Annotated in this window: 23 protein-coding genes; 10 read left to right on the top strand and 13 right to left on the bottom strand. The window is 45.4% G+C overall.

Annotation, left to right across the window (positions count from 1 at the left end):
• Positions 1-453 precede the first annotated feature (453 nt).
• The 6 genes from QUA00_RS12260 to QUA00_RS12235 all read right to left on the bottom strand — a co-directional run bounded on the left by QUA00_RS12260 (position 454) and on the right by QUA00_RS12235 (position 5,491).
• Complete coding sequence (locus tag QUA00_RS12260) at positions 454-1,191, bottom strand: response regulator transcription factor (protein WP_333142744.1); 738 nt, start codon at positions 1,189-1,191, stop codon at positions 454-456.
• A gap of 683 nt (positions 1,192-1,874) precedes the next feature.
• Positions 1,875-2,837 (bottom strand): FTR1 family protein, encoded by a 963-nt coding sequence (locus tag QUA00_RS12255; RefSeq protein WP_333409789.1) that lies wholly within the window; start codon positions 2,835-2,837, stop codon positions 1,875-1,877.
• A 96-nt stretch (positions 2,838-2,933) separates the two neighbouring features.
• On the bottom strand, positions 2,934-3,368 hold the full coding sequence (locus QUA00_RS12250) for a ferritin-like domain-containing protein (RefSeq protein WP_333102835.1): 435 nt from the start codon (positions 3,366-3,368) through the stop codon (positions 2,934-2,936).
• Positions 3,369-3,486: 118 nt separating this feature from the next.
• Complete coding sequence (locus QUA00_RS12245; protein ID WP_333409788.1) at positions 3,487-4,230, bottom strand: hypothetical protein; 744 nt, start codon at positions 4,228-4,230, stop codon at positions 3,487-3,489.
• A gap of 15 nt (positions 4,231-4,245) precedes the next feature.
• Positions 4,246-4,719, bottom strand: a complete 474-nt coding sequence (locus QUA00_RS12240; protein WP_333102838.1) for a hypothetical protein — start codon at positions 4,717-4,719, stop codon at positions 4,246-4,248.
• 136 nt (positions 4,720-4,855) lie between these two features.
• Positions 4,856-5,491, bottom strand: coding sequence for a hypothetical protein (locus tag QUA00_RS12235; protein WP_333409787.1), 636 nt, complete (start codon positions 5,489-5,491; stop codon positions 4,856-4,858).
• Between the two features lie 629 nt (positions 5,492-6,120).
• Here QUA00_RS12235 and QUA00_RS12230 point away from each other — a divergent pair.
• From QUA00_RS12230 to QUA00_RS12220, 3 genes are all read left to right on the top strand, one after another.
• Positions 6,121-7,050, top strand: coding sequence for an energy-coupling factor ABC transporter permease (locus QUA00_RS12230; protein WP_333142739.1), 930 nt, complete (start codon positions 6,121-6,123; stop codon positions 7,048-7,050).
• The gene (locus QUA00_RS12225; RefSeq protein WP_333102841.1) at positions 7,043-7,699 is read left to right on the top strand and encodes an energy-coupling factor transporter transmembrane protein EcfT; all 657 of its coding nucleotides are present in this window, start codon (positions 7,043-7,045) and stop codon (positions 7,697-7,699) included. The genes QUA00_RS12230 and QUA00_RS12225 overlap by 8 nt, the downstream gene beginning before the upstream one ends.
• Before the next feature lie 255 nt (positions 7,700-7,954).
• Positions 7,955-8,689 carry an ABC transporter ATP-binding protein gene (locus QUA00_RS12220; RefSeq protein WP_333102842.1) on the top strand — a complete coding sequence of 245 codons (735 nt, stop codon included), beginning with the start codon at positions 7,955-7,957 and terminating at the stop codon, positions 8,687-8,689.
• A 207-nt stretch (positions 8,690-8,896) separates the two neighbouring features.
• Here the strand turns inward: QUA00_RS12220 and QUA00_RS12215 are convergent, their stop codons facing one another.
• A complete protein-coding gene (locus QUA00_RS12215) occupies positions 8,897-9,901 on the bottom strand; it encodes an ion transporter (RefSeq protein ID WP_333409786.1) in 1,005 nt (334 codons plus the stop codon).
• 244 nt (positions 9,902-10,145) lie between these two features.
• Between QUA00_RS12215 and QUA00_RS12210 the strand changes: the two genes are divergently transcribed.
• On the top strand, positions 10,146-11,153 hold the full coding sequence (locus tag QUA00_RS12210; protein ID WP_333409785.1) for a 2-hydroxyacid dehydrogenase: 1,008 nt from the start codon (positions 10,146-10,148) through the stop codon (positions 11,151-11,153).
• Positions 11,154-11,349: 196 nt separating this feature from the next.
• On the top strand, positions 11,350-11,787 hold the full coding sequence (locus tag QUA00_RS12205; protein WP_333100475.1) for a CAAD domain-containing protein: 438 nt from the start codon (positions 11,350-11,352) through the stop codon (positions 11,785-11,787).
• Between the two features lie 245 nt (positions 11,788-12,032).
• Here QUA00_RS12205 and aroA read toward each other — a convergent pair whose 3' ends face one another.
• The gene (aroA, locus tag QUA00_RS12200) at positions 12,033-13,388 is read right to left on the bottom strand and encodes a 3-phosphoshikimate 1-carboxyvinyltransferase (protein ID WP_333409784.1); all 1,356 of its coding nucleotides are present in this window, start codon (positions 13,386-13,388) and stop codon (positions 12,033-12,035) included.
• 427 nt (positions 13,389-13,815) lie between these two features.
• On the opposite strand from aroA, the gene QUA00_RS12195 reads away from it, so the two are divergent.
• The gene (locus QUA00_RS12195) at positions 13,816-14,319 is read left to right on the top strand and encodes a hypothetical protein (RefSeq protein WP_333142734.1); all 504 of its coding nucleotides are present in this window, start codon (positions 13,816-13,818) and stop codon (positions 14,317-14,319) included.
• Positions 14,320-14,335: 16 nt separating this feature from the next.
• Here QUA00_RS12195 and QUA00_RS12190 read toward each other — a convergent pair whose 3' ends face one another.
• Together QUA00_RS12190 and QUA00_RS12185 are read right to left on the bottom strand one after the other, a co-directional pair.
• Positions 14,336-14,527, bottom strand: coding sequence for a hypothetical protein (locus QUA00_RS12190; protein WP_333409783.1), 192 nt, complete (start codon positions 14,525-14,527; stop codon positions 14,336-14,338).
• Between the two features lie 12 nt (positions 14,528-14,539).
• Positions 14,540-15,019, bottom strand: coding sequence for a hypothetical protein (locus tag QUA00_RS12185; protein ID WP_333409782.1), 480 nt, complete (start codon positions 15,017-15,019; stop codon positions 14,540-14,542).
• A gap of 280 nt (positions 15,020-15,299) precedes the next feature.
• On the opposite strand from QUA00_RS12185, the gene QUA00_RS12180 reads away from it, so the two are divergent.
• From QUA00_RS12180 to QUA00_RS12170, 3 genes are all read left to right on the top strand, one after another.
• Positions 15,300-15,977 carry a hypothetical protein gene (locus QUA00_RS12180; RefSeq protein WP_333409781.1) on the top strand — a complete coding sequence of 226 codons (678 nt, stop codon included), beginning with the start codon at positions 15,300-15,302 and terminating at the stop codon, positions 15,975-15,977.
• A 381-nt stretch (positions 15,978-16,358) separates the two neighbouring features.
• On the top strand, positions 16,359-16,658 hold the full coding sequence (locus QUA00_RS12175) for a putative quinol monooxygenase (RefSeq protein WP_333053347.1): 300 nt from the start codon (positions 16,359-16,361) through the stop codon (positions 16,656-16,658).
• Positions 16,659-16,775: 117 nt separating this feature from the next.
• Entirely contained in the window at positions 16,776-17,585 is an 810-nt protein-coding gene (locus QUA00_RS12170) for an MOSC domain-containing protein (RefSeq protein ID WP_333409780.1), read from the top strand.
• Positions 17,586-17,853: 268 nt separating this feature from the next.
• Here QUA00_RS12170 and QUA00_RS12165 read toward each other — a convergent pair whose 3' ends face one another.
• From QUA00_RS12165 to QUA00_RS12155, 3 genes are all read right to left on the bottom strand, one after another.
• Positions 17,854-18,681, bottom strand: coding sequence for a Uma2 family endonuclease (locus tag QUA00_RS12165; RefSeq protein ID WP_333409779.1), 828 nt, complete (start codon positions 18,679-18,681; stop codon positions 17,854-17,856).
• A gap of 40 nt (positions 18,682-18,721) precedes the next feature.
• A complete protein-coding gene (locus QUA00_RS12160; RefSeq protein ID WP_333409778.1) occupies positions 18,722-19,591 on the bottom strand; it encodes a calcium-binding protein in 870 nt (289 codons plus the stop codon).
• A gap of 74 nt (positions 19,592-19,665) precedes the next feature.
• On the bottom strand, positions 19,666-21,387 hold the full coding sequence (locus QUA00_RS12155; RefSeq protein WP_445305741.1) for a methyltransferase domain-containing protein: 1,722 nt from the start codon (positions 21,385-21,387) through the stop codon (positions 19,666-19,668).
• Positions 21,388-21,711: 324 nt separating this feature from the next.
• Here QUA00_RS12155 and QUA00_RS12150 point away from each other — a divergent pair.
• The coding region (locus tag QUA00_RS12150; protein WP_333409777.1) for a glycosyltransferase at positions 21,712-24,340 on the top strand (2,629 nt) is incomplete at its 3' end.

Here is a 24,340-nt window from a genome sequence, read left to right as displayed (position 1 = left end):
CTTTAGACACGGGGATAAGTCGGTAGCGGTTTCAACCGCCTTCAGTTTTTGATATAATTCAAACAGCAAGTAAGAATAACCATCTACGCGAAGAATCATCAAGCGTGCGGAGAAATCCCGGCAACGGAGACATCCGCCTTTGATGCGGAATACTTAAAGGGCGAATAATGGCAGGGTGAGGAGCGTACCTATCTGGCTCGTGCGATGGACTCTGAAAGTAAGAAAAACTCTAAAAGTAAGCGCAATTGCAATATCTTTGATACGGGTATTGTTTTGAGCGTCTAGGGGGACTTTTGCCTGTCCCTTCCAAGTTTAGCTTGGAGAATCCCCAGGCTTGGGCCGTGGGGAGTGTCAAATATTCATCTCAAACTCCAAACAACAAAGCCTGAGAGCTAATGCTCTCAGGCTTTTCTAGCTGAATTTTTCACTGCTTGTTGCATCGGGCGCGCTAGCTCAAGCAGAGGATTTGCTTTCTTCAGCTACTTGCTCGTTGTTGGGTAACTCCAGGCAATAACCAGCCCCGTATACGGTTTTGATGTACCGAGGATGGCGGGGATCGGGTTCCATCTTGGTTCTCAGGTGTCTGATGTGTACACGAATTGTTTCGATGTCGTCGTCGGGGTCGTAACCCCACACTTCTTTGAGAATTTCGCTGGGAGAGACTGTCTGACCGTGGCGCTGAAGCAAGCAGTGCAGCAACTCAAACTCTAGGTGGGTCAGTTTGACTGTCTGAGCGTACCAAACAGCTTCAAACCTTTCGGGGACAAGGGTCAGCGGGCCGTAATTCAGAATTTCGGAGTGTTTGGCAGCTTGGGGGATGCGGTCTGTTCGCCTTAGTAGAGCTCGCACTCGCGCTAGCATCTCTTCTAGTTCAAAGGGTTTGGTCAGGTAGTCGTCGGCGCCGGAGTTGAAGCCTTCTACTTTGTCTTGAGTTTGACTTAAGGCGGTCAACATCAAGACGGGAATGTCTGAGGTGCGCTCGTCACGCCGCAAACGCTGACATACGGTGAATCCGTCTACTCTAGGCAGCATGAGGTCTAGCATGATCAGGTCGGGGAGCAGTTGTATGGCTAGTGCCTGACCTTTGATGCCGTCTTCTGCCTGGGTGACTTCGTAGCCAGCCATTTCTAGGTTGACGGCTACGAGTTCGGCGATCGCCGCGTCATCATCAATAACAAGTATCCGGGGCATCATTATTTATCTCACCGCTAACCAGATGGGGGAGGCTACAGCCTTCTGGGGGTTCCAGGTAACTTTAACAAGCAATTTTTTAATTTTAAGCTTCATTTAAGAATTATAAGGTTGATTAAGACCTTTTTGAGCTATGTAAAAATTGTTGTATTAATTATAAGCGCCTTCAGTGGTTATCAGAAAGACTGTTCGCCAGAAATCTGGCCTGGAGTAGATTTTTTGTTGGCGGGCGCGACTTCTGTGGCGACGAGTGATGATGGGATTTGAGATTTTAGAGCCACCCTGCGTTTGTTTGCTCGTAGTGGGTCATCGCCCCTGTTCTCGATCGACACCTTTGCGGGCCTGACATTGCCAATTCTGCTCTCTGCAAGTTACATATTTTCGACGATCGCCCACTCTACGATTTGTGATTTATAAAGTTGGTGAGGTTGAGAAAAATTTTGTTTTTTTTGAGGGTTAGCCCTTGCTTTTTTTAGCTCTTGACTGTATTATTAAATAATAGAAATCTAACTATTTATTTTCAAAACAAGCGCTATTCCCATTATTAAATAATATCATACAAATGTCAAAGAGTCTATCCCAAAACCCTAAAATTTTTGGCCGATTTTGGAAAATCAGGCAATTTTTTTGGGCCTCAGAAGCAGTGAAAGCAGGGAAATAATCTGTAACCATAGCCGACACAACTACTGAGAAAGAGTTGATTCTTGAGCCGACTGAGTATTTTTTGGGGAAACAGTCGCCTTAGAGCCTAATTTTTGGAAATAAAGACCGCCGATGGTGGCTAAGAATATTGTGTAAGCCGCCGCTTGGACGAGATAAAGTCGATCTCTGTATCCAAACAGTGCTTTGAGAATCACTCCGGGAAATTGTCGATCGGGCAAAATTTCCGCTGCATTCCACACCATAGGCCCTAAAATACAAGAGTGGAGTGGTGCGAGGCGATCGTAATAAAAACAAATCCCTGCATACTGGCTATTCATCTGCGACAACATCCCAGCGGCTTGGTCAAAATGTTTGAGTGCAGATACTGCCAAACCTGCCACGATTAACAGCAACAAAATCCCCATAAACTTGAAAAACAGGCGGATATCAATTTTTACGCCCCACTTGAACAGTAGCGCGCCAATGATTGCCGCCCCAGTCAAACCGCCCAAAGCACCTAAAGCAGGAGTTAAACCTTGTTGAAATTGAGCGCTGACAAATATAACTGTTTCAAAACCTTCGCGCAGTACCGCAATAAAAATTAAGCCAAATACGCCCCAGCCGGCATTGCTATTTTCTGTCAAAGCTGCTGTAACTGCTCCTTCAACTTCAGCTTTGAGAAAGCGCGCTTGCTGAGTCATCCAAATTAGCATCCAGCTTAGCATTGCGATCGCCACCATCCCCAACACGCCCTCTAATAGCTGTTTAATTACTGGTGCGTAAGGCTGCTCGGATGTTGATAGGGCTGCGAGCAATCCGTTGAATAAAACACCCACAAAACCGCTAGCAGCAATGCCGGCTGCGACACCTGCATAAACCCAAGAATTGAGGTGAGTTTGCTCGGCTTTTTTGAGGCAAGCTAGTACAATTCCGACGACTAAGGCGGCTTCTACACCTTCGCGCAGGGTAATTACAAAAGTTGGTATTGCTTCACTAAAATTCATTTTTTATAATCATGGGGCATGGGCAGGGGGCATTGGTCATTGGTCATTGGAAATAACCAATAACCAATAACCAATAACAATTAACTAATGATTAAATCAACTATAATCCCGCAGCATTTTTTTCAGTTCTACTTGGTGCAATTCTTCTTGTCCAATTAGATTGCGGGCATATTCTTCCAAATAAACGCTGGAGTCAGTCACAACGTCAAGTAAGGATTTATACTTTTTGAGCGCTTTTTTCTCGTGATTTAAACTTTCTTCTAACAAGTCTTTCACCGAGTGTTTGTATGTTTCTTCGATGGGAGCAATTTTCTGACTGGGATGCCCCTCTAAACCGGTGAGAATTTCTCCTGCTTGTTGGGCGTGGAGTAGGGATTCCGTTGCTTGTGCTTTAAAAAACTGCACGATGGGAATCCGGTTTGGCCCTGTCACCATTAGTGAATAGTGGGTATAGCGCACGACACCTGCAAGTTCCCATTCCATGATGGTGCATAGCAGTTCCTGAGTTTTTTTTTCGTCAAGTTCTTTCATTTGTTGTTTTAGATGTAGAATGCCTTAGAGGGCGCTGTTTATAATATCACATTTAAGTTAAAAATGAAAAGTAAGGTGCGGAGGACGCACCTTACCGGATATAGATGTTGTATGTGAGTTAGGGGTTAACTTCTAAGGTTCCAGTAGGAGCAAACACTACAGTAAACTTAGCGACTGGTGCTGCATTGTTGCTGCTAGTTTCGGGAGATTTGAGCAGATTTGGCAAAGGAGTTTCTTGGGTGTAATCCTTGGCTGGCTGGTTGAGGGGCTCGAAATTGCCGATCGCCCCATCTTGACTTGTAGTGACTCGATAGACTAGATTTTGATTGAACGTAGGGCTAGTTTGCCAAGTTCGATCGATGCGATCGTAGACTTTTAGAGCTAACTCATCTAGTTTTACGCGATCCGTAATTTCTGCTGTCTGATTTGTTCCATCCACCGCCTGAACTTGCTGCTGGCCTGCTGATACAGGTACAGCTTGGACAGTCTTATCTGTAGGGCTACTCGCAATAGCCGTTTCAGTAGACGTATTAGTGAAAGGTAAAACCTTTGGAGACTTGTCAGGCAGCTTTTTTTGGCTATCAACCCCTAAATAGGAATTATTTGCAGCCGGAAGCGCACTGCTACTGGCAATAGCTGGTTGGGCCAGCCCCTTAGCAACAGCATTAGCAACAGCATTAGCGGGATTTTGTCCCTCGATTGTGAAAGACTTGACGTGGGAACCGAGAAACTTTTCTTTTTGGCTGACGCGCCACATTGAGATAGGAAAACTCACAAAGAAAAGAGTCAAAACTCCCATACTAATCCAAACTATTTTGTGCATCTCCCTGGCTGGGATCGGCTTATTTTTTGTTTCCATCATCAAACCTCGCATTACTTAAGTTAAGGGCAAATAGGGGAAGAGAGGATGCCAGGACATAGCTGTCGCAGCAACTAACAAAGCAAACATCCAGAAAAATATGGTGCGACTTTTAATCTGCTGATTTTTCCACACCAGATGCAGAATTGGCCAACTGACAAGCCAACCGACAAGCAACATAGTTTCTTTGCCCGTATAGCTGCCGATGTTGCCCCACAATTCATCATTAGTCTTGCTTCCGGGAATCCAACTACCGAGGTTCCAAAGCATTTCGTTTATCTCTTTGGATGTGTCCCCTAAATGGTGACTCACCATCATTGTGAAACAACCAATTGCAGCGCTAACTATTGCTGCTGCTGCTGGGCCCGAAACCCTAGGCGCAGTTGCCGAACCCTCAGCTAAACCGTTAGGAAAGTGTTTTAATTTGCTCCAAAATTTACCGTAAAAAGGTTCATCCCCCGCATGACTTTGGCGGGATAATTGTCTGGTCATTTCACAAATCTCCTATGATAGTTGATAGTTGAGAGTGGGTAGGGGCAGTGCCACCTTGTCCGCCTTGAGAGTCAATCGATTGAGAGTTGAGAGTTGAGAGTCGATTGATTGATAGTTGATAATTGGCAAATGCGGACTACAAAGCATGAATTTTAGCAACGCCAATTCCACTTACCATGCCACCCATTGAAAAAAACATTAGCGCCATCAAAGCTACACAGGTTGCGGTTAAAACCGGGCGATTATGCTTTTCTAAAATTGCATCGCCGTAAGTCCACAGAATCCAGGTGCAAGCTATTGCTAATGGCAGGGTAAACAGGACGCTAAACTCGTGATATTCCATCAAAACATACTGCCCTAAAGGCGAGTTTTCTTTCAGCCAAGCCCGAGCTCCGCCAAAGTCCATGCCTGCCCGATAACGCATATAAGCCCAATTGCCGGTAGCTATGGCTAAAAAGCTCAAAATAGATGACCAAAAGGCTAATGTACGCATTTGTGGCAAGATTTTACCGGCACCGCGCAGCAACGGGAAAGCTAAATGTCCCGTGTAAACCATCACTACCATTGCAAACATTGCGCCTAAGCCGTGAATGGTTCCCATCAATCGTTGCCAATGGCTGGGATGCAGTAGGTTGACTAGAGGTAAAAACAGAAACATACCAGCCGATAAAAAACTCAGTCCGTAGATAGAAACTTGAGCGATATCTAACTGTCTGGGAAATTCCGATGGAACTAAATCGGTAGTTGAGTCTTGGGTTGACGGCTGCACCACTGGCAAACCTCCTGTAGGTTGTGCGGAAAATTACTTGAGAATAAGCGCATTAGTATTTTGAGTTTCTTGATAATGGAGCTCGTGCAGGCAAAGCCGATCGCACTTGGGCGCGCTCGACAACTGCAAACCTACTGCTAACTATATATAGTCGCAATAATTCGCACTTTTTAGTTTCTCTAACACGCAATACTTTGGCTTTGACTAGCTATCTGCTAATTTCACAGCTGCGGTCGTCAAAAACTTAATGCAATTTATTCTCAAGAGTTGAGAATAAAACCAATGATAGATTTTCAGCATATTCTTTATATTTTTTTAATATTCTTGTTTTAGCTGGACGGTGAATACAATTTGGAAGTTGAATGTGTAAACAAATATTGATAATTCTTATCAAAAAGCTTTAATGTGCAGGTTGTCTGTAAAATATCCGAATAATTCTTCAGGATTATTTAATATAAAATTTCTCATCCTCAAAATTCTGCCGATGAGGCGCTAATCTATATCCCATAAGGGATCGCCCGCCACCAATCCCCCGATCGCTCGCTCGCAGAAATACCCCCACAGGGGATGGTAAATTTTTGTAAAAAATAGTTGACTAAAGGGCTGGAACTTTTCTCGTTTGGGAGAGATCGATGCACATACCTGATGGCTTTCTTTCACCGCCAGTAGCCATTGCCACCGGCATAGCAAGTGCAGCAGTAATTGCAGTTGCGCTAAATCGAACCCGCGCCAGTCTTGGACTTCGACAAGCCCCAATCATGGGCTTAACCACAGCTTTCGTGTTTGCAGCCCAGATGATCAACTTTCCCGTAGCCGGCGGCACCAGCGGCCACTTGTTGGGAGGAGCGCTGGCATCCGTCGTATTGGGGAACCCTTGGGCGGCAACTTTGGCAATGAGCACGGTTTTTATAATTCAGAGCGTCTTGTTTGCCGACGGGGGCATCACCGCCCTGGGAGCCAATATTTTTAACATGGGGCTAGTTGGCATTTGGGTGGGCTGGTGGCTGTTGCAGCCATTGCAGCAACTCTTGGGAGGTTCCAGAAATCGTTTGCCCCTAGCTGCGGGCATCGCCGCTGGCCTCAGCGTCGTGGCTGCTTCGATTTGTGTGGCGATCCAACTCGCAATTTCTGGTACAGTAGGGCTCAATATCGCATTGCCAGCAATGGTAGGCGTACATATTTTAATTGGCATTGGCGAAGGGGTAATTACAGGCGGCGTGTTAACTTATCTCGTCAAAGTGCGGCCGGATTTACTGCCGGGACAACAGCCACAATTGCAGAAATGGGTAGTGCCAGTAATCGGAGTTTTATTAATTTCCGGGGTGCTTTCACTGTTCGCATCAAGTTGGCCTGACGGGTTAGAAGCGGTAGCCGAAAAATACGGCTTTAAAGATAAAGAAGCTGTGGCGATCGAAAATCCCACTCCTTTAGCAGATTACACAGTTAAAGGATTAGAAGAACAGCCTGTTGGTACTAGCATTGCTGGACTTTTAGGGTCTGCCTTCAGCTTCGGCGCGGCTTTTGGAATTGCTCAGTTGGTGGTAAAACCTAAAGATGTCTAAACTCTCCATACCTTTTCGATTGCGAATGTCTCTCACAATTGTGATTGGCATGGGTTTTCTGAAGACAGGCGCTTGGCTGTGGCTGGGAATTTATGGGGCGATCGCACTTTTTTGGTCGTTTTGGCTCAGGGCTCCCGTGCGAACCCTAGCGCAACTGTTGGGAGCAGAATTGGTTTTTCTCTCCTTATTAGTGCTGCCCCAAGGTTGGGAACGCGCCAGTTTTCTGTTGCTACGTTCCCTAATTTGCCTGCTAATTATGAACAGCTTTCTGCTAACTTTGCCACCCCACAGTTTCGGAATCGCCCTCAAAGGATTACCCCTACCAGCAGGTTTGCAAGAGATTGTACTTTTAACAGGACAATACTTAGAAATCCTGCTGTCCGAAGTCAACCGCATGAAAATATCAGCCCAACTCCGGGGCTTGTCCGGTACCGGAGGATGGCTGCGCTACGCCAGTGCTTCCATGATCGGAGCGCTTTATTTGCGAAGTCTCGATCGGGCAGAAAGAGTACACGCAGCCATGCTAATTCGCGGGTATCAAGGAGCTTTACCTGCCGACTCAAAATCAACACCAAAAGAGCGACTCTGGCTGACACTAGCAATTTTAATCGCAGCCGGATTAACAACAGCTTCTTACGGTTATTCGTAATTGGGCATTGGGCATTTAACTGGTTCCCAGGCTCTGCCTGGGAATCCATATCCAGAGGCTCTGCCTCGCCTCTTGCGGAGGAAAATTGGAGGCAGAGCCTCCCGATCTGCGTTCCCAGGCAGAGCCTGTGAACGAGTAGAATTGGTAATTGATTAATTCAGGCCTCTACCTTTTGCCTTATCCCTTCCCCTCTCTGCGCCCTCTGCGTTCTCTGCGGTTAAACACTCTTAATCCTAAAATAGAGGAAAATAAAACTTGAGTAGACTAAAATCCGTGCCAACAATCGAAGTAGAAAACTTAGTATTTGGCTATCCAGATCAAAAGCCAGTATTGCGGGGAATTTCTTTTACTTTGCAACCGGGAGAAAGAGTTGCTCTACTCGGCCTGACAGGTGCTGGTAAAAGCACTTTGCTCGAAAACTTGATCGGATTAAAAATGCCTCAAGCGGGCGAGATTAGAGTGCAGGGAAAAAAGTTGGAAGAGGCGACTTTATCGCAGGCGCGCAGGCAGATTGGATTTTGCTTTCAAGATGCTAACGACCAGCTATTTATGCCCACTATTTTAGAGGATGTCATGTTCGGCCCCCGCAATTACGGAGTGCCACCGGGAGTTGCGCGCGATCGAGCTTTATCACTATTAGACGAATTTGGTTTAGTAGAATTCGCCAACCGTTCGGCCCACGAACTTTCAGGAGGCCAAAGAAGATTAGCAGCCTTGGCAGCAATTTTAGCATTAGAGCCGGCAATTTTAATCTTAGACGAGCCGACCAACGGACTCGATCCCTCGTGGCGGCGTCATTTGGCTAAGGTTTTGTCCCAATTGCCGATCGAGGTAATTTTGATCGCTTCTCACAATTTGAATTGGATAGGTAAAACGACTGAAAGGGCGTTAGTTTTGGCGGATGGTGAGATTAAAATTGACAGAAAAACCAAAGATTTGCTGGCAGATACATCCACTCTCGAGTATTACAATTTGCCCCCAGATTGGTAATGAGCCCTTGGTCATTAGTCATTACATAAAGCAGTCATAACTAACCACAAGCGATGGTAAGGATTGGGGGGCAATTACAGGCAATATATATAGCGGTTCTCAAAAAAGTGAGGTATGCCCACGGAGGCCTATGCCCTATGCCCACGGAGGCCTATGCCCTATGCCCATGAGTACCTCATATGAGAGATCGAAAGGCTATATCTGTAATTAAAGCTCGAATTGGCGGACGGCTTCATTGTACAAATGAATAGCTAAATCCCGTATAATGTGTTCATTTTGAAACTCACTTCCTAACTTTTGTTTCGCCGTTTGAACACACATTTTCATCAACTCTGATGAACTTTCGATGTGAAGTGCGATCGCCCTTTGCTTTTCTTCAAACCCAACCTCGATTTCCGCCAGCCTTTTGACCGATTGACAATTCGCGGATTGCTCTAAATTTGCCGCCATTTTTTCCTGCTTTCTCCTTTGGACTTCCTCGGAAAAACCCGCAGCAATGAGCCCCGCAGGTAACGCAAAAATTCCGATTCCCAAAAATGCTAATATTGCTCCTAACAATTTCCCTAAAGGAGTGATTGGATAAATATCGCCGTAACCGACAGTAGTTAAGGTCACAACTCCCCACCACATTGCATCGGGGATGCTCGCAAAAGTTTCGGGATGCGCCTCGTATTCAACAAAATACATGACGCTAGAGGCAAATATTAACAGAATAAAAACTGCAAAGGCGGTGGCAATTAACTCCTCTTTTTTATCGTACAATACTGCTCCCAGAGTTCTGATTGACTCAGAATAACGGCTCATTTTTAGCAACCGCAACAAGCGCAGAACACGAATTAAATTAACGAAGTTGAAAGTAGGAAATAACAGCAAGAAGTAAAAAGGTAAGATGGAAATTAAATCTATCAAACTTAGCGGTGTCAGAGCATATCTCAATCTTCCCCAAAGCGGGTGGCTGTATCTGCGATCGACTGTAGACACCCACAGTCTTAAAATATATTCTATTGTAAATACTAAGGAGGAAACAATTTCTATGTTTGCCAAAAGCGATGTGTGTTCTGGCGACAATGTGGGCGAAGTAGAAGCAATAAAAGCTGCGACATTTATCAGAATTAAACAAGTTATGAAAACATCATCGGCTAAACTGTATAAATTGCTTGATTCTGAGGTTTCTAAAATTTCATAAATTAGAGTTTTGATTTGTTTACGCATCTGAGTTTATCCTAAAAATTTAGCAATTAACGATCGCGCTTTACTACAGTCTAAGCAATTAGATTCAAAAAATTAAGCAGGAGTTGCCCTAAAGCTAAAAAATTGGTTTCTTCAGAGAGGCTCTTGTTACGAAATTCAATATCGATCGTGGAAAGTGGGTTGTTTGGGGCAACGGCGTTCTAGTAAAATTTAGAGTTGATCGGGAAAGAATTTCCCACTATTACTGGGTTTGCAGGCAAAAATCATGAAGGTAGCCGTATTCAGCACCAAATCCTACGATCGCACATTTCTGGAAGCAGCGAATGTCGGCGGCAAACACGATTTAGTTTTTTTTGAACCGCGTCTGAACCTGGAAACCAGCGTTTTGGCTGCTGGATTTCCGGCCGTTTGCGCGTTCGTGAACGACTGCTTGGACGCGAAAACGCTGCTTGCCATTGCCGAAAAAGGCGTCCGCTTGCTGGCACTAAGATCCGCCGGATTCAATCACGTCGATTTAGCAGCAGCGAGGGATTTAGATCTAACTCTGCTGCGAGTTCCTGCTTATTCTCCCTACGCAGTCGCCGAACACGCAGTCGCTCTAATTTTGTCCCTCAACCGCAAAATCCACCGGGCCTACAACCGCGTCCGCGAAGGCAATTTCGCCCTAGATGGCTTGTTGGGTTTTGACCTCCACGGCAAAACGGTGGGAATCGTCGGAACAGGCAGAATTGGCGCAATTACTGCTCAAATTCTGCACGGATTCGGGTGTCGCCTGCTGGGATACGATGTTTACCAAAACCCAGATTGCCTCGCCCTAGGCATGGAATACGTCGCACTCCCGGCACTCTTCGCCACCTCTGATATTGTCAGCCTCCACTGTCCGCTGATACCGGAAACTTACCATTTAATCGGTGCAGAGGCGATCGAGCAAATGAAACCGGGAATGATGCTGATCAATACCAGCCGCGGTCAGTTGATTGACACTAAAGCTGTTACCAAAGCACTGAAGTCGGGTATAATTGGCTACCTCGGCTTAGATGTTTACGAACAAGAGACGGATCTGTTTTTTGAGGATTTGTCAAATCAGGTCATTCAAGACGATGTTTTTCAGCGTTTGCTGACTTTCCCCAACGTCCTAATTACCGGACATCAAGCTTTCTTCACCGAGGAAGCTTTGAAAAATATCGCCGAAACCACGATCGGCAATATCACCGACTTTGAACAAGGACGCCCTTGCCCGAATCAAATCGACCTCGCTCAAGTGAAAAAATGAGTCAAAAGAGCGATTTGGCAACGAAGGCAATTGTTTAAAATCAAGTCATATCGTTATTTTTGCTTGCAATTTGTGAAACTCTGCCTTAGTCTCATCAATTAGTCCCTGCAGCGCGGATGCTGTGCTAATTGCCGGAGAATTATACTGGCAGCAATTCACAGCCTGCAATTTTACCTGACAACGGAGGAAGTATTCAATGACACAAGCTAACTTTTCGGACGAGACACAAACAATCACTGAAGTCGTGACAGTAGATCTGGTGGAGGACAAACCGGGGGTCATGACTACAGTGACAACCACAGAAACACCGGCCAGCCAGTTCCAAGATATTAAAGACCAAGTTATTACAATTTTGTCGGAACTTCCAGCCTATCTCTCCAATTTTTTTGCTGACTACCAAAAGCCCCTCATAACTGTTGGTTTAATCCTGGCAGGCGGTATTAGTATTAAGGTAATGCTGGGAGTTTTAGGTGCTCTTAATGATGTCCCTTTGGTAGCTCCAGTTTTTGAGTTGATTGGCATGGGATATACGGGTTGGTTTGTTTACCGCTATCTGCTCAAGGCTTCCGATCGCCAAGAGTTGTTAACGGAAATTGATTCTTTAAAAGAACAAGTTGTAGGTAAAGATTCTTAGAGGAAGTCATTAGTCATTAGTCATTGGTCATTAGTCATTAGTCATTAGTCCTTAGTCCTTGGTCATTAGTTCGTGGTTATTTGTTATTTGTAAGGCTATAGCCATAACCGATAACAAGTAACCAGCAACCAATGCCCAATGCCCAATGCCCAATGCCCAATGCCCAATGCCCACTGCCCAATGCCCAATGCCCAATGCCCAATGACCAATGCCCAATGCCCAATGCCAATTCCCAATGCCCAATCTTAATTTGGATGGCAAACTTGTTGCAAAGTGGCGGTAAAGTCGGGGTAGGAAATGGCAGCGGCTTCGGCCCGGTGAATGTTAGTAATACCTGTGGCGTTGAGGGCTGCGATCGCCAAACTCATCGCTATTCTGTGGTCGGTGTAGCTGTCAACATCCGCGCCGGTCAAAGGAGTTCCCCCGGTAATTTCTAAACCGTCGGGTAACTCGGAAATTTGGGATCCCATGCGGTTGAGTTCTGCTGCAGTCACGGCCAGTCGATCGCTCTCTTTGACTCGCAACTCGGCCGCATCTCGAATTATTGTAGTACCCGATGCAAAGATCGCCGCTACGGCCAAAATCGGGATTTCGTCAATCAGTCGGGGAATTAAGTCGCCCGCAATGGTGCATCCCCGCAATTGGCCGGAACTGCGAACCAAAATATCCGCTACCGGTTCCCCAGCCGCCTCTCGCTGATTTTGCAGTTCAATATCGGCGCCCATCATTTCCAAAGCTTCCAAAATGCCTGTACGAGTTGGGTTGACGCCGACATTTTCGACTACGAGCTCGGAACCCGGGACGATCGCCCCAGCAACTAGCCAAAATGCCGCCGAACTAATATCCCCCGGTACAATCACATTCTGCCCTTGCAGTTGTGTCGGCCCAGTGACTGTCACGCTACAAGTTTCTGGATCGACGCTCAATTGGGCTCCAAACGCTCGCAGCATCCGCTCGCTGTGATCCCGCGACAGAGCGGGTTCTGTGACTGTAGTTTCTCCGCTTGCCATCAAACCGGCGAGCAAAATGCAAGATTTAACTTGAGCCGAGGCGATCGGAGAATGGTAGTGAATCGGTTTTAACTGCTGTCCCAGTATCGCTAAAGGAGCTAAAGAATTGCTTTTTCGGCCCCAAATTTGCGCTCCCATTTGTTGCAGCGGTTTAATGACGCGCGACATGGGGCGCGATCGCAAAGAACTGTCACCCGTTACTGCATAAAAACGCCCCGGATGAGAGGCTAAAATTCCCAACATCAGCCGCATCGTCGTGCCGGAATTACCCGCATCCAAGACTTCCACAGGCTCCTCTAACTCGCCAATTCCGACGCCCCGGACTGTCACCCGTTCCGCGTTGAGTTCAGAAACTTTGGCTCCCAAGAGCGAGAAACATTTAGCAGTGCTGCGGGGGTCTTCTCCTAGAAGTAGTCCCTCAATAGTAGTTTCACCTTGGGCGATCGCACCCAACATCAAAGCTCGGTGAGAAATCGACTTATCGCCGGGAACTCGAATCCTCCCGACCAGCGACAAGCCCGAGGCCGGTTTTTGAATGCTTAAAGTTTGGTTTTTGTCAAGAAGCGTAGTAGTTATAATGTCAGCTTGCATTGAGATAAACTAGGATTAGATGGCGTTAGCTATCCTACCTTTTTCTCAGTCCTAAGTTAGTCGTCTTTTGTACGGGCTGCGGGTTTTTTCCCAATGTGTCCGGTTAACTTAAAGCCTGATTAAACTCGCCCGGAGACTCCGCTGTCAGTTCTCGATGACACGGGAGTGCGGACGCAACGGCACGGATTTCACATTAATTTCACAAATATTATCCGTGTATCTGCTTAGATTTCATCTCCTGCTCTCAGTTATCGACCCGATGATTGAAGTTTGACCTAACAATTTTAGATTTTCGATTGCGAGTTGTAGATTTTTCATTTTTTTAAGCAAAAGCTCCGGAATTTGGAAGCCAGCCAATCTAAAATCTAAAGTCTAAAATCTCAAATCTCAAACCGCCCGATCCACAACAACCCCTAAACTTTTATTTATGCTGACCCATCACCGCAAGCCTGTAAGTTTATCGCTGGTATCCACAGATTTACCTTTGTGGTCAGTCGTTGAAACCGCTGCTACGGTTTATCAAAAAGACCGGGATCGCTTTCACTTGTTGTTGCACGAACCAGCAATAATCGATCGCGAATTTTCCGAGGGTTCCAACGAATCTGCCGAGCAAGTTACAATCTTACCCCCAACTACAAAACCCCGGTTGCTCTGGCTAGAAGTTTCGCCCTATCGAGTCATTATGACCATGCAAGGAAACGGCAAATACAGTTACCGCCACTGCTGGGAACGAGGAATGTACGGCCTGAGCCGTTATTGGCTTCAGGGTGAATCCTTGGCGACTCCCGAACAGTTGCGACTCCGCAACTTCACTCGCAACTTGACGCTGACAGGAAAGCCGGAACCGGATCACTTGCAGTTAGAATACGAGTTGTGGTCGGAGAAAGTGCAACTCGGTCGCTATATTTTGAATCTAGAAATTCATCACTAAATTGGGTAATGGGGAATTAGTAGATGCTATAGCCTTTCTCAGGTAAATTAGGTGTTCCTGGGCATCGGGCATCGGGCATCGGGCATCGGGCATCGGCGCTTCCTTTTCTTTCTCTGAATTCTATAGCGCGTACCTCACTTCCTTGAATACCGCTATAGATGAAGGCGATGCCTTCCTCAAACTCAAAACTCACGCATTCACAACTCAAAACTCTTCGCCTTTAGCGATCCCTCTTACAATAATTAATCAGTTTGCTAGTCAAAGCGTCTTGATTTGCGGCTGCTTGATTCGCCTGTTGGCCGGCTCTAATAATATCTGCTTGAGCTGTTTTGATTTGCTCTCGACCTTCTATACTTGTAGAAGCGAGATTTCCAGTCTGAAGACTTTTGCTTATGTCGCCGAGTGCTTGACTAATTTCCTGGAAGGATTTAACCGATGGCTCCTGAATTTCTTTGAGGGTTGGATCTGTTATTCGCAGAGCTTGAAGTTCATTCGCTATCAGGTTCAAATTTTTAGCTAAATTGTCGGTCGTTGCAGCATCGTTGCTGTCTTTATCAACATCAATGAGAGCGTTGCCTTTGTTGACAATTTCAGTAAATTTAGTACACTGGATAGCTCGGCTATTGCTGCAACTAATCGTCAGCGTACAGCAAGCAACAACTATCAGCAGGATGGCAATCTGTTTGCGAAAAAAGTACATGAACCCTCGGTTGCAAAAAAAGTAGATTCTGGGATTTTATAGTAGAGTGCGTCACTCGATTTTCGATTTTCGATTTTCGATTTTCGATTTACTTGCGACATTGAATCAAAGGAGCTGGAACTTTGGTCTAAAATTAGGGATTGTCCACAAGGCGAGTGTACGCGGCACAGTATCCGTTTTTGGGTGTGTCAGCGGGCCGATCGATATATCGACTGTCGAAAAACTTTCGCGACATTCAGACACGCTCTACTAAGCTAAACTACGTACCTGTTTAGGAACTATGGTCAAAAACAGCAATAACCTAAAGAAGGGAAGCATTTGGGGATATCTTACCCTGCTTTTGCCTATTTCCTTGACGGCGGTTGCCAGTTTCGAGTCGGGAAAGATGTTTTGGGCGATCGCCACCACAGCGGGCATTGCTTGGGCTTACAAGCTCTACCATCAGCAGCAAAAACACAAACTCGCTCATTTAGACTCGGTTTTCTACAAGTTGATCAAGGAAAATCAAGGGCGAGTTACGGCTTTGGATTTGGCGATGAATGCGAAACTCCCCGGAGAAAAGGTTCAAGAGTATCTCGACGAACGAGCGTCGGAGTTTGCAGCGGATTTTGAGGTGACGGAACAAGGCGGAATTTTGTATTATTTTCAAATAGCTCCAACTGTCAATCAAAGCGAAACAGCTAATGTGGCAATAGCTGTTCAAGAGCCTCCCACAAATCGGGAAAAAACACAAGAGAAAAAACCAAATTTATTCCCCATTGCTCAAACCAAGACTCCTCACAAGCCCAAAATCTCTTTTACCCAGACGGAACTCTCTCGCAGGTTCAAAGTTCACGCAAGTACGATCGGCAAGTGGAAACTTAAGCCGGAGTTTGCTCAGTGGAGCCGCGAAAAAGACCCGGAGAATATCGCCTGGGAATATTCTACAGAAAACAAGCGATTTTATCCCAAAGATTGAGTTCCTTCGGTATTTACCAAAATATCTAAAGAAACCCGGTTTCTACGACGCTCTGCGGTTGCTAACGAATAATTTGGCAAGAAACCGGGTTTCTGAGAATTGAGCGCGTCCTGGGCTAATTTTACTGTGGTTGACCTCCTCGCATCCAGGATACAAGCCCCCGGATTCATCCGTGGAGAAATAAAAAACCTGTATCCGATGAAACTTGCCCCCCGAATTTATCCGTGGGGTCAATTCTAAAATCTAAAATCTAAAATCTAAAATCTAAAATCGATTGACCGATCGACCTGTTTAGGTTACTTTAAGTAAAATCATGTATTGCTGAGTTTTCCAAATAAAAATCGGTAAGTTCGATCGTCCTATCTGTGACTTTTTTCTCCTATGTCCAAAACAACCTTGCGAGTAGTCGCCCGCCTCGCTGCCTTTCCCGACAAAGTAGCAGAACTTAAATCTCTGCTGCTGAGCATTATAGAACCAACTCGTAAAGAAAAAGGCTGCATCAAATACGAACTCCTGCAAAATCAAGCCGATCCCACAGATTTTACCTATGTTGAAGAGTGGGAAAGTGCAGATTTGCTCGAACTACATCTCGGTTCAACTCACATTCAAGACGCCGTGCAGAAATTAGACGGTTTGGCCGTTGGGCCTCCAGATATCCGCCGCTATGAATTGCTAGCTTAATCGGGTTTTTATAGCAATTGGATTAATGTGTGTGAAATAGCTTCGACCCCGCTAGCCCCCCTTAGTAAGGGGGGGACAAGAGTGAAAGTTAAAATTCTACTAACTTCAGAAAACTTTATGACATTAGCAACAATAAAACAGTTATTTATTTATCCAATTAAAGGGCTGACACCGCAAGAAATGTCGGAGTTTGCTTTAATAGCAGGACATGGAATTAAGGGCGATCGAGCTTTTGCCTTAATGTTTGCAGATAATCTTGAATCTGCAAAAATGCCCGCCCAAAATATGCCTTGGATGAGCAAAAAAAATTTTGCGGTTCAAAACGATTGGCCTTTGTTAGCAGCTTTAGAATGTCATTATCAACCGGAAACGGCCGTTTTAACAGTCAAGCGTGAAGGAGTTGCAGTGTTATCCGCAGAAACGAACACAGCAGCGGGTCGCGATCGCATCGGCAGTTTTTTCACAGAATATCTGGCGGCAATTGAACCGACAAAAGAAGCGAGACACCCGCAGTTTGCACCTTTGCAATTAGTCGGCGACACCAGCGGCGAAACTCGTTATCCCGATCGAGAACCAGTACACATTTCTTTACTCAGTCAAGCCACATTAGACCAATTAACAGAAATTGCTGTTCAAAACATTGACGTGGGCAGATTTCGCCCGAACATTGTGCTAGAAGGTATGGCAGCTTGGTCAGAATTTGAGTTGATTGGAAAACAGTTTCAATTAGGCACGGCGCTCATAGAAGTTACAGCACGAATCGGTCGCTGTGTCAATATAGAAGTGAATCCAGAAACAGGCGATCGGGATATTTCCCTACTCAGTTTACTCCAAAAGGAATTTGGTCACGCACAAACAGGAGTTTTAGCCAAAATCATCAACAGCGGCACAGTTAAAATCGGCGATGTTTTGACTGCTGTAAAATAGATTAGGACTTATTATCATGCCCGGTCGATTTCCTCCGCTTCGCTTCACCCGAAATCAGGTAGGGGCGGGTTCACCAAAAATATGTGCCAATAATTGACAATCTCAAAAACCCGCCCGGCCGGGATATTATGGTCAATTTCTCGGACATGATATGACGCATAAATACCAAAGAAACCGGGTTTTTCACCAGCATTCAAGGATAAAATGCAGTAGTTTTGTAAAAAAACCCGGTTTCTGCGTCCAGGAATATTCTTAATCAAAAGCAACATTAAGATTGTGAATGCTGCCTAACTTCCTCTACTGATAAACCGAGTGCTTCTGCCACTTGCTCTGTATTCAATCCCATTGCCAACAACCGAGGGATGGCATCCCGCCGTGCTTGGGCTTCTGCACTCAAAGCCTGCTCTGCTAAGGAAGCTCGTTCTGTACCTGTTAGCAGCAAATTGCCCTCGCTATCCCACCACCGCAGCCACAGCATTGTCTGGTTTTGATAACGGCCTTCCCACAGTCCTAATTCTACCCCCATTGGCGCGATCGGATAATGACCGCGATCGTTCGGAAGCAACTGCTGGTAAAACCCGTTGTTCAGATTGTAAACCTCCAGCCTGCCACTATTGATTTCATAGATGCCATAATACGGAATCCGCATGATCCGTTCATATACCCAAAACTTCCCAGGCCTTTGCGCCGCTCCAACTTCCGAGTACGATAGTGGGGTTGTGTCCCGCTCTTCTGAACCGTCTCCCGATGCGAACTCCAAAGCAATCATCGGAGCCATGAATTCCCGCCACAGCACGTAAGAGCGACGAATCTGATTTCCTAGTCTTGGTGGCACGTTCGGCACGTAGAACCAATCAGGAGCTTCTGCTCCCTTTTCAAGTGGGTCTGTTTCTCGCCAGTAGATGCCACAGTCTTGCCCTATAGCATATTGCCCATCGGGATGAAGCCCTTGCAATACCGACCCGATAGAATCAGTCAAAATAATGCTCTGAGGATGCTCCTGAAAATTCTTCACAAAAGTGCCGTCTTCCTCTGGCAGTTGAGTGTGGTCGGGGAAGGGAGAGGGAAGGACAATCTTTTCGGTTGCCGGGGTCATGCTACCTCTCAAGTATTGCAGCTTACCTGAATATCTTAACTCATCCTTCTTCGGGTATCCTCACCTTATTACCAATCAAGTTCAGAAAACTCGCTCCAAAATGTTGAATCTCCAAAAAATTAGCATAAGCAGGAGTTGACTTGTAAACTCTAAAAGTCCGCATAATTCCTAAAGTTGCCGCGCTTTCCAGCGGGCCGATAAAGCTCGTATCCCTATCCAAAAAATGAGACTGCTTAGCCCAGTGTGCCATCTGTTCCGCATTCAAAAAATAGCAGCCGGAATGAGGATTCAACGCCCGCTCAAAAGCGATTTTTTGTTCCATGATTTTTCCCGTTAACTGCCGCTGCTCGTCTACATTTTGAAACGCAGAAGTCGCTGAGTCTGCTAAATCACCATCAACATATGCTTTAAAAACCGCGCCTTTAGGCGCTATTTCATAGCGATTAGGTTGCAGCAAATTCCCATTTCCTCCGTGATGCGTAAACCACTTTAATTTACTAAAAAACCACGGATCATGCAGAACTAAATCATCTTCCAAATAACAGAAATAATCGTATTTGTTAAGACACGCTCGCAAAACTGCTTGACACTCAAACCCCAACAGCAGCGGTTCGCATTTTGTAGCATGGTGCATAAAACATCTGGGCTGCACTGGCAGTTGAGGCAACAGATGATAACCTTGAGTAGTGCAAACAACAATGTCAATTTCGTGCTGTTGAGATTGATTTGCTGGGATAGTTGCACATTCGCTAATGTCAATCATGGACTGAGATTTGCCGTACAAAGCTTGCAGCGATGTCACGCAAGCGGTTAAAGCATTTAGTCGTGGTTGCGGATCATTTCGCTGGGAAGCGTGTTTCCCGTCGCCGCTGGGATTGTAAAAGTGAGCAATAGTGAATAGAATTCGCATTGGTGTGGAGTAACAATTAGAAATTAAACAATAAAACAGAACGATCGCACAATAGCCTATAAATCTTACCGCACTTAGTCACCAAATAACTCCGGCAGGCGATCGCGCAACTCAGCATTTAAACGTGGCAACTCCTCCCGCATCTGTAAGTACCAATCTCGCCGCTGCCGGTAGTGCCCGCACAGTAAGCGGTTGTCCCGCACCCATTCGTAAGCATTCGCGGCTATTTTCCGGCGCCGAGAAGTGTCAGAAATCAGCGAATTTAGTTTGGTTTCAAACTCTTTTTCATATCTATAAATCAATCCGGTTTCACCTTCGACAATCGAATGTTCGTACACAGTGGGACTTGCCAGCACCGCTACTCCCCGCGCTGCACATTCAATAAATTTTAAGTCGGATTTCATTTCGTTAACCGGGTTGGAAACAAGCGGTAGCAAAGCTATATCGCAACTGTACATAATTTCTTGATACCGTTCGTAACTGCAAAATGGTTCAAATTCTTTTTGCTGTATTTCCAACGCTTCAAAAAAACGGCTGTCGTGGATTACTTTAACTCTAATCCTGTGCTTGTGTGCGACTAAAACTCGATTGAGCGCTGCCATAATCGGCTGCCAATCTTTTTCGCGGTTGAGTGCACCAAAAAAGATGGTGACTGTATCTTCTGTCGGATAAATTCGCGGCGGAGGTAGATAAGCTAATTGATTGGGAAATACGGCAACATTTGGATTGTATTGGCGCAAAATTTTGGCTAGGGGTTCTGTAGAAGTTTGCACGCAGTGACAGCCGCGATAGCTGAGGTAATTATTGTCGGCGTATTCGCGGCGACGGATGGGATTATCGTCAATTTCAGCTACTATTAAATAGCCTTGTTGCAGGAGTTCTTTGAGTTGGGGAATATAGCCGGGATATTGCATGATTGTCCGCTGCCAGATGAAGACTTTTTCTTCTCCCAGCAGTGGCGGAATTAATTCTGCTGTTTTCACGGCGGATACGGTGCGGACACCGGGAATTGTAGCGCTAAATTTGTCCGGTTCCAAAACTCGCACGCGATCGCACCCTGTAGGAGCCATAATGATAGTCTGAATCAGCAGTCTGCGCGCAGGTACGGTCGATTTGGTCGATCGCACGATATAATATTCAGCACCTGTTTCCGTAGCAAAACTGCTCGATGTTAGCTCTAAAGCCTTTACCATAGGATGCAGTAATTCCTGAAACTGGACAAAATTTTCAGTTTTGTGTCCCTTCCCTTGAAATTCATAAACCTGCAATCCGGCTTGAGCAAATAGTGATTTAATACTTTCTAGGGTAAACCAGTGCTGCATCTTGCTGTCGGGATTCTCCCACTGTCCCCGCAACAGATTGACAATCCGCCGCCAGTATTGAACATTAGGGATTCTGGCGAGAATTTGCCCCTCTGGATTCAGCAAAGCACTGTACTGCTTGAGCACTTCCCAAGGGTTTTTGAGATAGGGTAGCAAGTCACCAAAAACCAAACAATCGACGGTTCCTGGGGCGATGTCGAGACTTTCGAGGGCAATTTCTTCAATATCGGCTACCGTCACCCAGTTTAGCCGATCGACTGCAATTTTAGCTTTTTCTCGATCGCATTCAATGCCAATATACTGACAATGGGGATTGATCAGTTTGTACTGTTCGCCCGTCGAACCCGTACCGCAACCAATTTCAACAATGACTTTAGCATCCGGCGGGAGCAGCTTCAAGAGGTCGTGGTTGACGCGATCGATCACTTTCTCTAAAATTCCTGATGAGTTTATCGTAAAATAAAACAGAGCCACCCATGCCGACAGACAACCAGCCGAAGGTTAGCATTGCGATGCCAGTATACAATGGCGATCGGCACATTTGTCAAGCACCAAATTTTTTGTTGCCAACTCTTTCTCTTCCCTCTCTTCTCTTCCTCTGCGTTCTCTGCGGCCTCTGCGGTTCATTTAATCTTATTCACCCATCCTACAAGGATTGCTATATCTTAGCAAATATTGAGCAAACTTATAATAATTTATTCTCAATCTATACCCTCCTTTAGCGCGATTGAGGAGCTCAATTAATTCGGCTTTTTCCCAAAAAATAAACCCAACAATTTGCTAAATACATTAGAAACTATGAAGCCTAATCTAGGAATGAACATCGCCGGCTACATCAACGGCGAATTTGGCATAGGAGAAGGTGTCCGAGCAAACATCCGAGCCGCAGAAGCCGCCAACATTCCCTTCGTCATCAACAATTTTACCCGCAGTCCCCACCGCAAGAAAGACACCACCTATCAAAATTTTAGCCAAGACAATCCCCATCCCGTAAACTTAATTCAAGTCAACGCCGATGAAGTTGCAACCTTTATTAAACATACAGGTTCCAGCTACTTTAAAAACCAATACAATATCGGCTTTTGGGCTTGGGAACTGCCCGCATTTCCCCCAGAATGGCAGCCAGCATTTAATCACTTTCACGAAATATGGACTTACAGCAACTATTGCGCCGAGGCAATTTCCGCAGTCTCGCCAATTCCCGTTATCAAAATCATGCCCAGTATTGCTCTCCCCGCACCTTCCCTGAAAAGAGAAGCACTGAATTTACCGAAAAATAAATTTATTTTCTTGTTTGTCTTCGACTTTTCTAGCCGCATAGAGCGCAAAAATACTTTGGCGACAATTCAAGCATTTAAACAAGCTTTTGGGGAAGATAACAGCGTATTATTGGTCATCAAATCTTCTAATTCCCACAAATTTTCAGCGGCGCAAGCATCCTTAAACTCAGCCATAGCAAATAATTCAAATATCAAACATCTAGACGGATATTTGTCCAAAAATAAACTTAACGGCTTGCTCTATAATTGCGACTGTTATGTATCGCTGCACCGCTGCGAAGGATTTGGCTTAACAATGGCTGAAGCCATGTTTTACGGAAAACCCGTAATTGCCACCGACTATTCATCAAATACAGAATTTATGAATGTCGGCAACAGCTATTTAGTCAAGTATAAGTTAATCCCAATTGAGAAAGATTGCGGGCCTTACAAAAAAGGCAATGTTTGGGCCGAACCGGATGTCGAACACGCTGCGGATTTAATGCGGTACGTCTTCAACAATTACCGGGAAGCTCAACAAATTGGAGCGATAGCTGCTGAGGAAATTAAGACTTTACTCAACCCGCAAGTTACAGGGAATAAAATTAGAAAACGTCTCGAATATATTGCCGAGATTACCGATAGCTTTCAAAGCATACATCTTTCAGGAGCTGCCAAAGCGCAGTCTGCCAAAATTAGGGCTAACTTGCCACCATCACAGCAACAAAGTCAATCAAAAGCAGAACTGCCAAACGGGCAGCCGAAGGTTAGCATTTGCATTCCGACATACAACGGAGAAGCATTTATTGGGGAAGCAATTCAAAGTGCTTTGGCCCAAACCTACCCTAACATAGAACTGATTATATCCGACGACGGCTCCACAGACCGCACAATTGCGATCGCCCAATCATTCCAATCACAAACCTTAGTCGATTTCCGCATCATACTGCACCGCAACTACGGCTTATCACAAAACTGGAATTTTTGCATCTCTCAAGCAACAGGCCAATACATTAAATTTCTATTTCAAGACGACTTACTCGCACCAGAATGTATTGAGAAAATGGTCGCACTCGCCCAAGCAAACCCAGAAATAGGTATGGTTTTCTCCCCGCGCGGCATCACCATAGCTGAAGATGAATCTAACCCAATTTTGCGGAGAGCTTCCCAATCAATTAAAGATTTGCATAAAAGTTGGTCGAATTTAAAATCTATTCAGCCCGGAAAAGAATTACTGGCAGATACTAACTGCTTGACCAACCCGATAAACAAAATTGGCGAACCGAGTACCGTCTTAATTGCCGCGCGAGTCTTTGAAGAAATAGGATTATTTGATTCGGGATTATCTCAGTATGTAGACTTAGATATGTGGTGGCGAATCATGGGGAACTATCACATCGGATTTGTAGACGAAAAACTGTCCTCACTGCGGATTCATCCCGAACAACAAACTTGGAAAAACTTCGCGGCTGGGGAAAATCATAAGGATGTAGTAAGATTTTACAAAAAACTACTCAATAGTCCTGATTACAGTTTCCTGAATCAACAAATCAAACAGCAAATCCGCCAAAAGCTGGCATTGAGAACCCAGCCGAGTTTATCGGAATTGTCAGCAATGCTTGATCAATACAAGAAATTCCCCTCAAAACAGCCTCTTCTCGCGCTGCGCCCCTACCGCCAACAGCTAGCTGAATATTGGCTGAATTTGCCAGCGGAAAAATTAGAAACTGCTTACTCGAAAGACATGGGGAAAGCTCATAAATTGCTACTACATAGCGGTCTCAAACATGAAACTTTAACTGACGAAGAACAAAGTTTTGTCCAGGAGTTATCCTCGAAACTTGCTGAAGGAGGGGAAATTGCCGAGAAGATGCAATATCTCCTCGCAGTGATGCTGTACAGCGACGCTTATCAGTTGCCGCTTGAGTATAACAATGCAGCGATTCCCCAGTGGTTTTTTGACGACTTTCTGAAATTCCTATTTCAGTCGCCGAATTATTTTCAAAGGAGATGTGGCATTGTCAAGAACGGGCAAGATGCCCGTTCCACAAGAGATGAATTTTCTGGTGGAACAGGCATCTTGCCTGTTGCTTCCACACAAGATGAATTATCTGGTGGAACAGGCATCTTGCCTGTTAGTTCCACAACAGATGAATTATCTTGTGGAA

Source organism: Microcoleus sp. T2B6 (assembly GCF_036700475.1).
Taxonomy (GTDB): Bacteria; Cyanobacteriota; Cyanobacteriia; order Cyanobacteriales; family Microcoleaceae; genus Microcoleus.
The sequence above is the reverse complement of the archived record's forward strand: the minus strand, read 5'-3'. Positions and strand labels throughout refer to the sequence as shown.

What these genes read in the sequence shown, in the direction of transcription:
- QUA00_RS12260 (WP_333142744.1), bottom strand. Translation starts at nt 1,191, where the DNA reads ATGCCCCGGATACTTGTTATTGATGATGACGCGGCGATCGCCGAACTC.
- QUA00_RS12255 (WP_333409789.1), bottom strand. Translation starts at nt 2,837, where the DNA reads ATGAATTTTAGTGAAGCAATACCAACTTTTGTAATTACCCTGCGCGAA.
- QUA00_RS12250 (WP_333102835.1), bottom strand. Translation starts at nt 3,368, where the DNA reads ATGAAAGAACTTGACGAAAAAAAAACTCAGGAACTGCTATGCACCATC.
- QUA00_RS12245 (WP_333409788.1), bottom strand. Translation starts at nt 4,230, where the DNA reads ATGATGGAAACAAAAAATAAGCCGATCCCAGCCAGGGAGATGCACAAA.
- QUA00_RS12240 (WP_333102838.1), bottom strand. Translation starts at nt 4,719, where the DNA reads ATGACCAGACAATTATCCCGCCAAAGTCATGCGGGGGATGAACCTTTT.
- QUA00_RS12230 (WP_333142739.1), top strand. Translation starts at nt 6,121, where the DNA reads ATGCACATACCTGATGGCTTTCTTTCACCGCCAGTAGCCATTGCCACC.
- QUA00_RS12225 (WP_333102841.1), top strand. Translation starts at nt 7,043, where the DNA reads ATGTCTAAACTCTCCATACCTTTTCGATTGCGAATGTCTCTCACAATT.
- QUA00_RS12215 (WP_333409786.1), bottom strand. Translation starts at nt 9,901, where the DNA reads ATGCGTAAACAAATCAAAACTCTAATTTATGAAATTTTAGAAACCTCA.
- QUA00_RS12210 (WP_333409785.1), top strand. Translation starts at nt 10,146, where the DNA reads ATGAAGGTAGCCGTATTCAGCACCAAATCCTACGATCGCACATTTCTG.
- QUA00_RS12205 (WP_333100475.1), top strand. Translation starts at nt 11,350, where the DNA reads ATGACACAAGCTAACTTTTCGGACGAGACACAAACAATCACTGAAGTC.
- aroA (WP_333409784.1), bottom strand. Translation starts at nt 13,388, where the DNA reads ATGCAAGCTGACATTATAACTACTACGCTTCTTGACAAAAACCAAACT.
- QUA00_RS12195 (WP_333142734.1), top strand. Translation starts at nt 13,816, where the DNA reads ATGCTGACCCATCACCGCAAGCCTGTAAGTTTATCGCTGGTATCCACA.
- QUA00_RS12185 (WP_333409782.1), bottom strand. Translation starts at nt 15,019, where the DNA reads ATGTACTTTTTTCGCAAACAGATTGCCATCCTGCTGATAGTTGTTGCT.
- QUA00_RS12180 (WP_333409781.1), top strand. Translation starts at nt 15,300, where the DNA reads ATGGTCAAAAACAGCAATAACCTAAAGAAGGGAAGCATTTGGGGATAT.
- QUA00_RS12175 (WP_333053347.1), top strand. Translation starts at nt 16,359, where the DNA reads ATGTCCAAAACAACCTTGCGAGTAGTCGCCCGCCTCGCTGCCTTTCCC.
- QUA00_RS12170 (WP_333409780.1), top strand. Translation starts at nt 16,776, where the DNA reads ATGACATTAGCAACAATAAAACAGTTATTTATTTATCCAATTAAAGGG.
- QUA00_RS12165 (WP_333409779.1), bottom strand. Translation starts at nt 18,681, where the DNA reads ATGACCCCGGCAACCGAAAAGATTGTCCTTCCCTCTCCCTTCCCCGAC.
- QUA00_RS12160 (WP_333409778.1), bottom strand. Translation starts at nt 19,591, where the DNA reads ATGCGAATTCTATTCACTATTGCTCACTTTTACAATCCCAGCGGCGAC.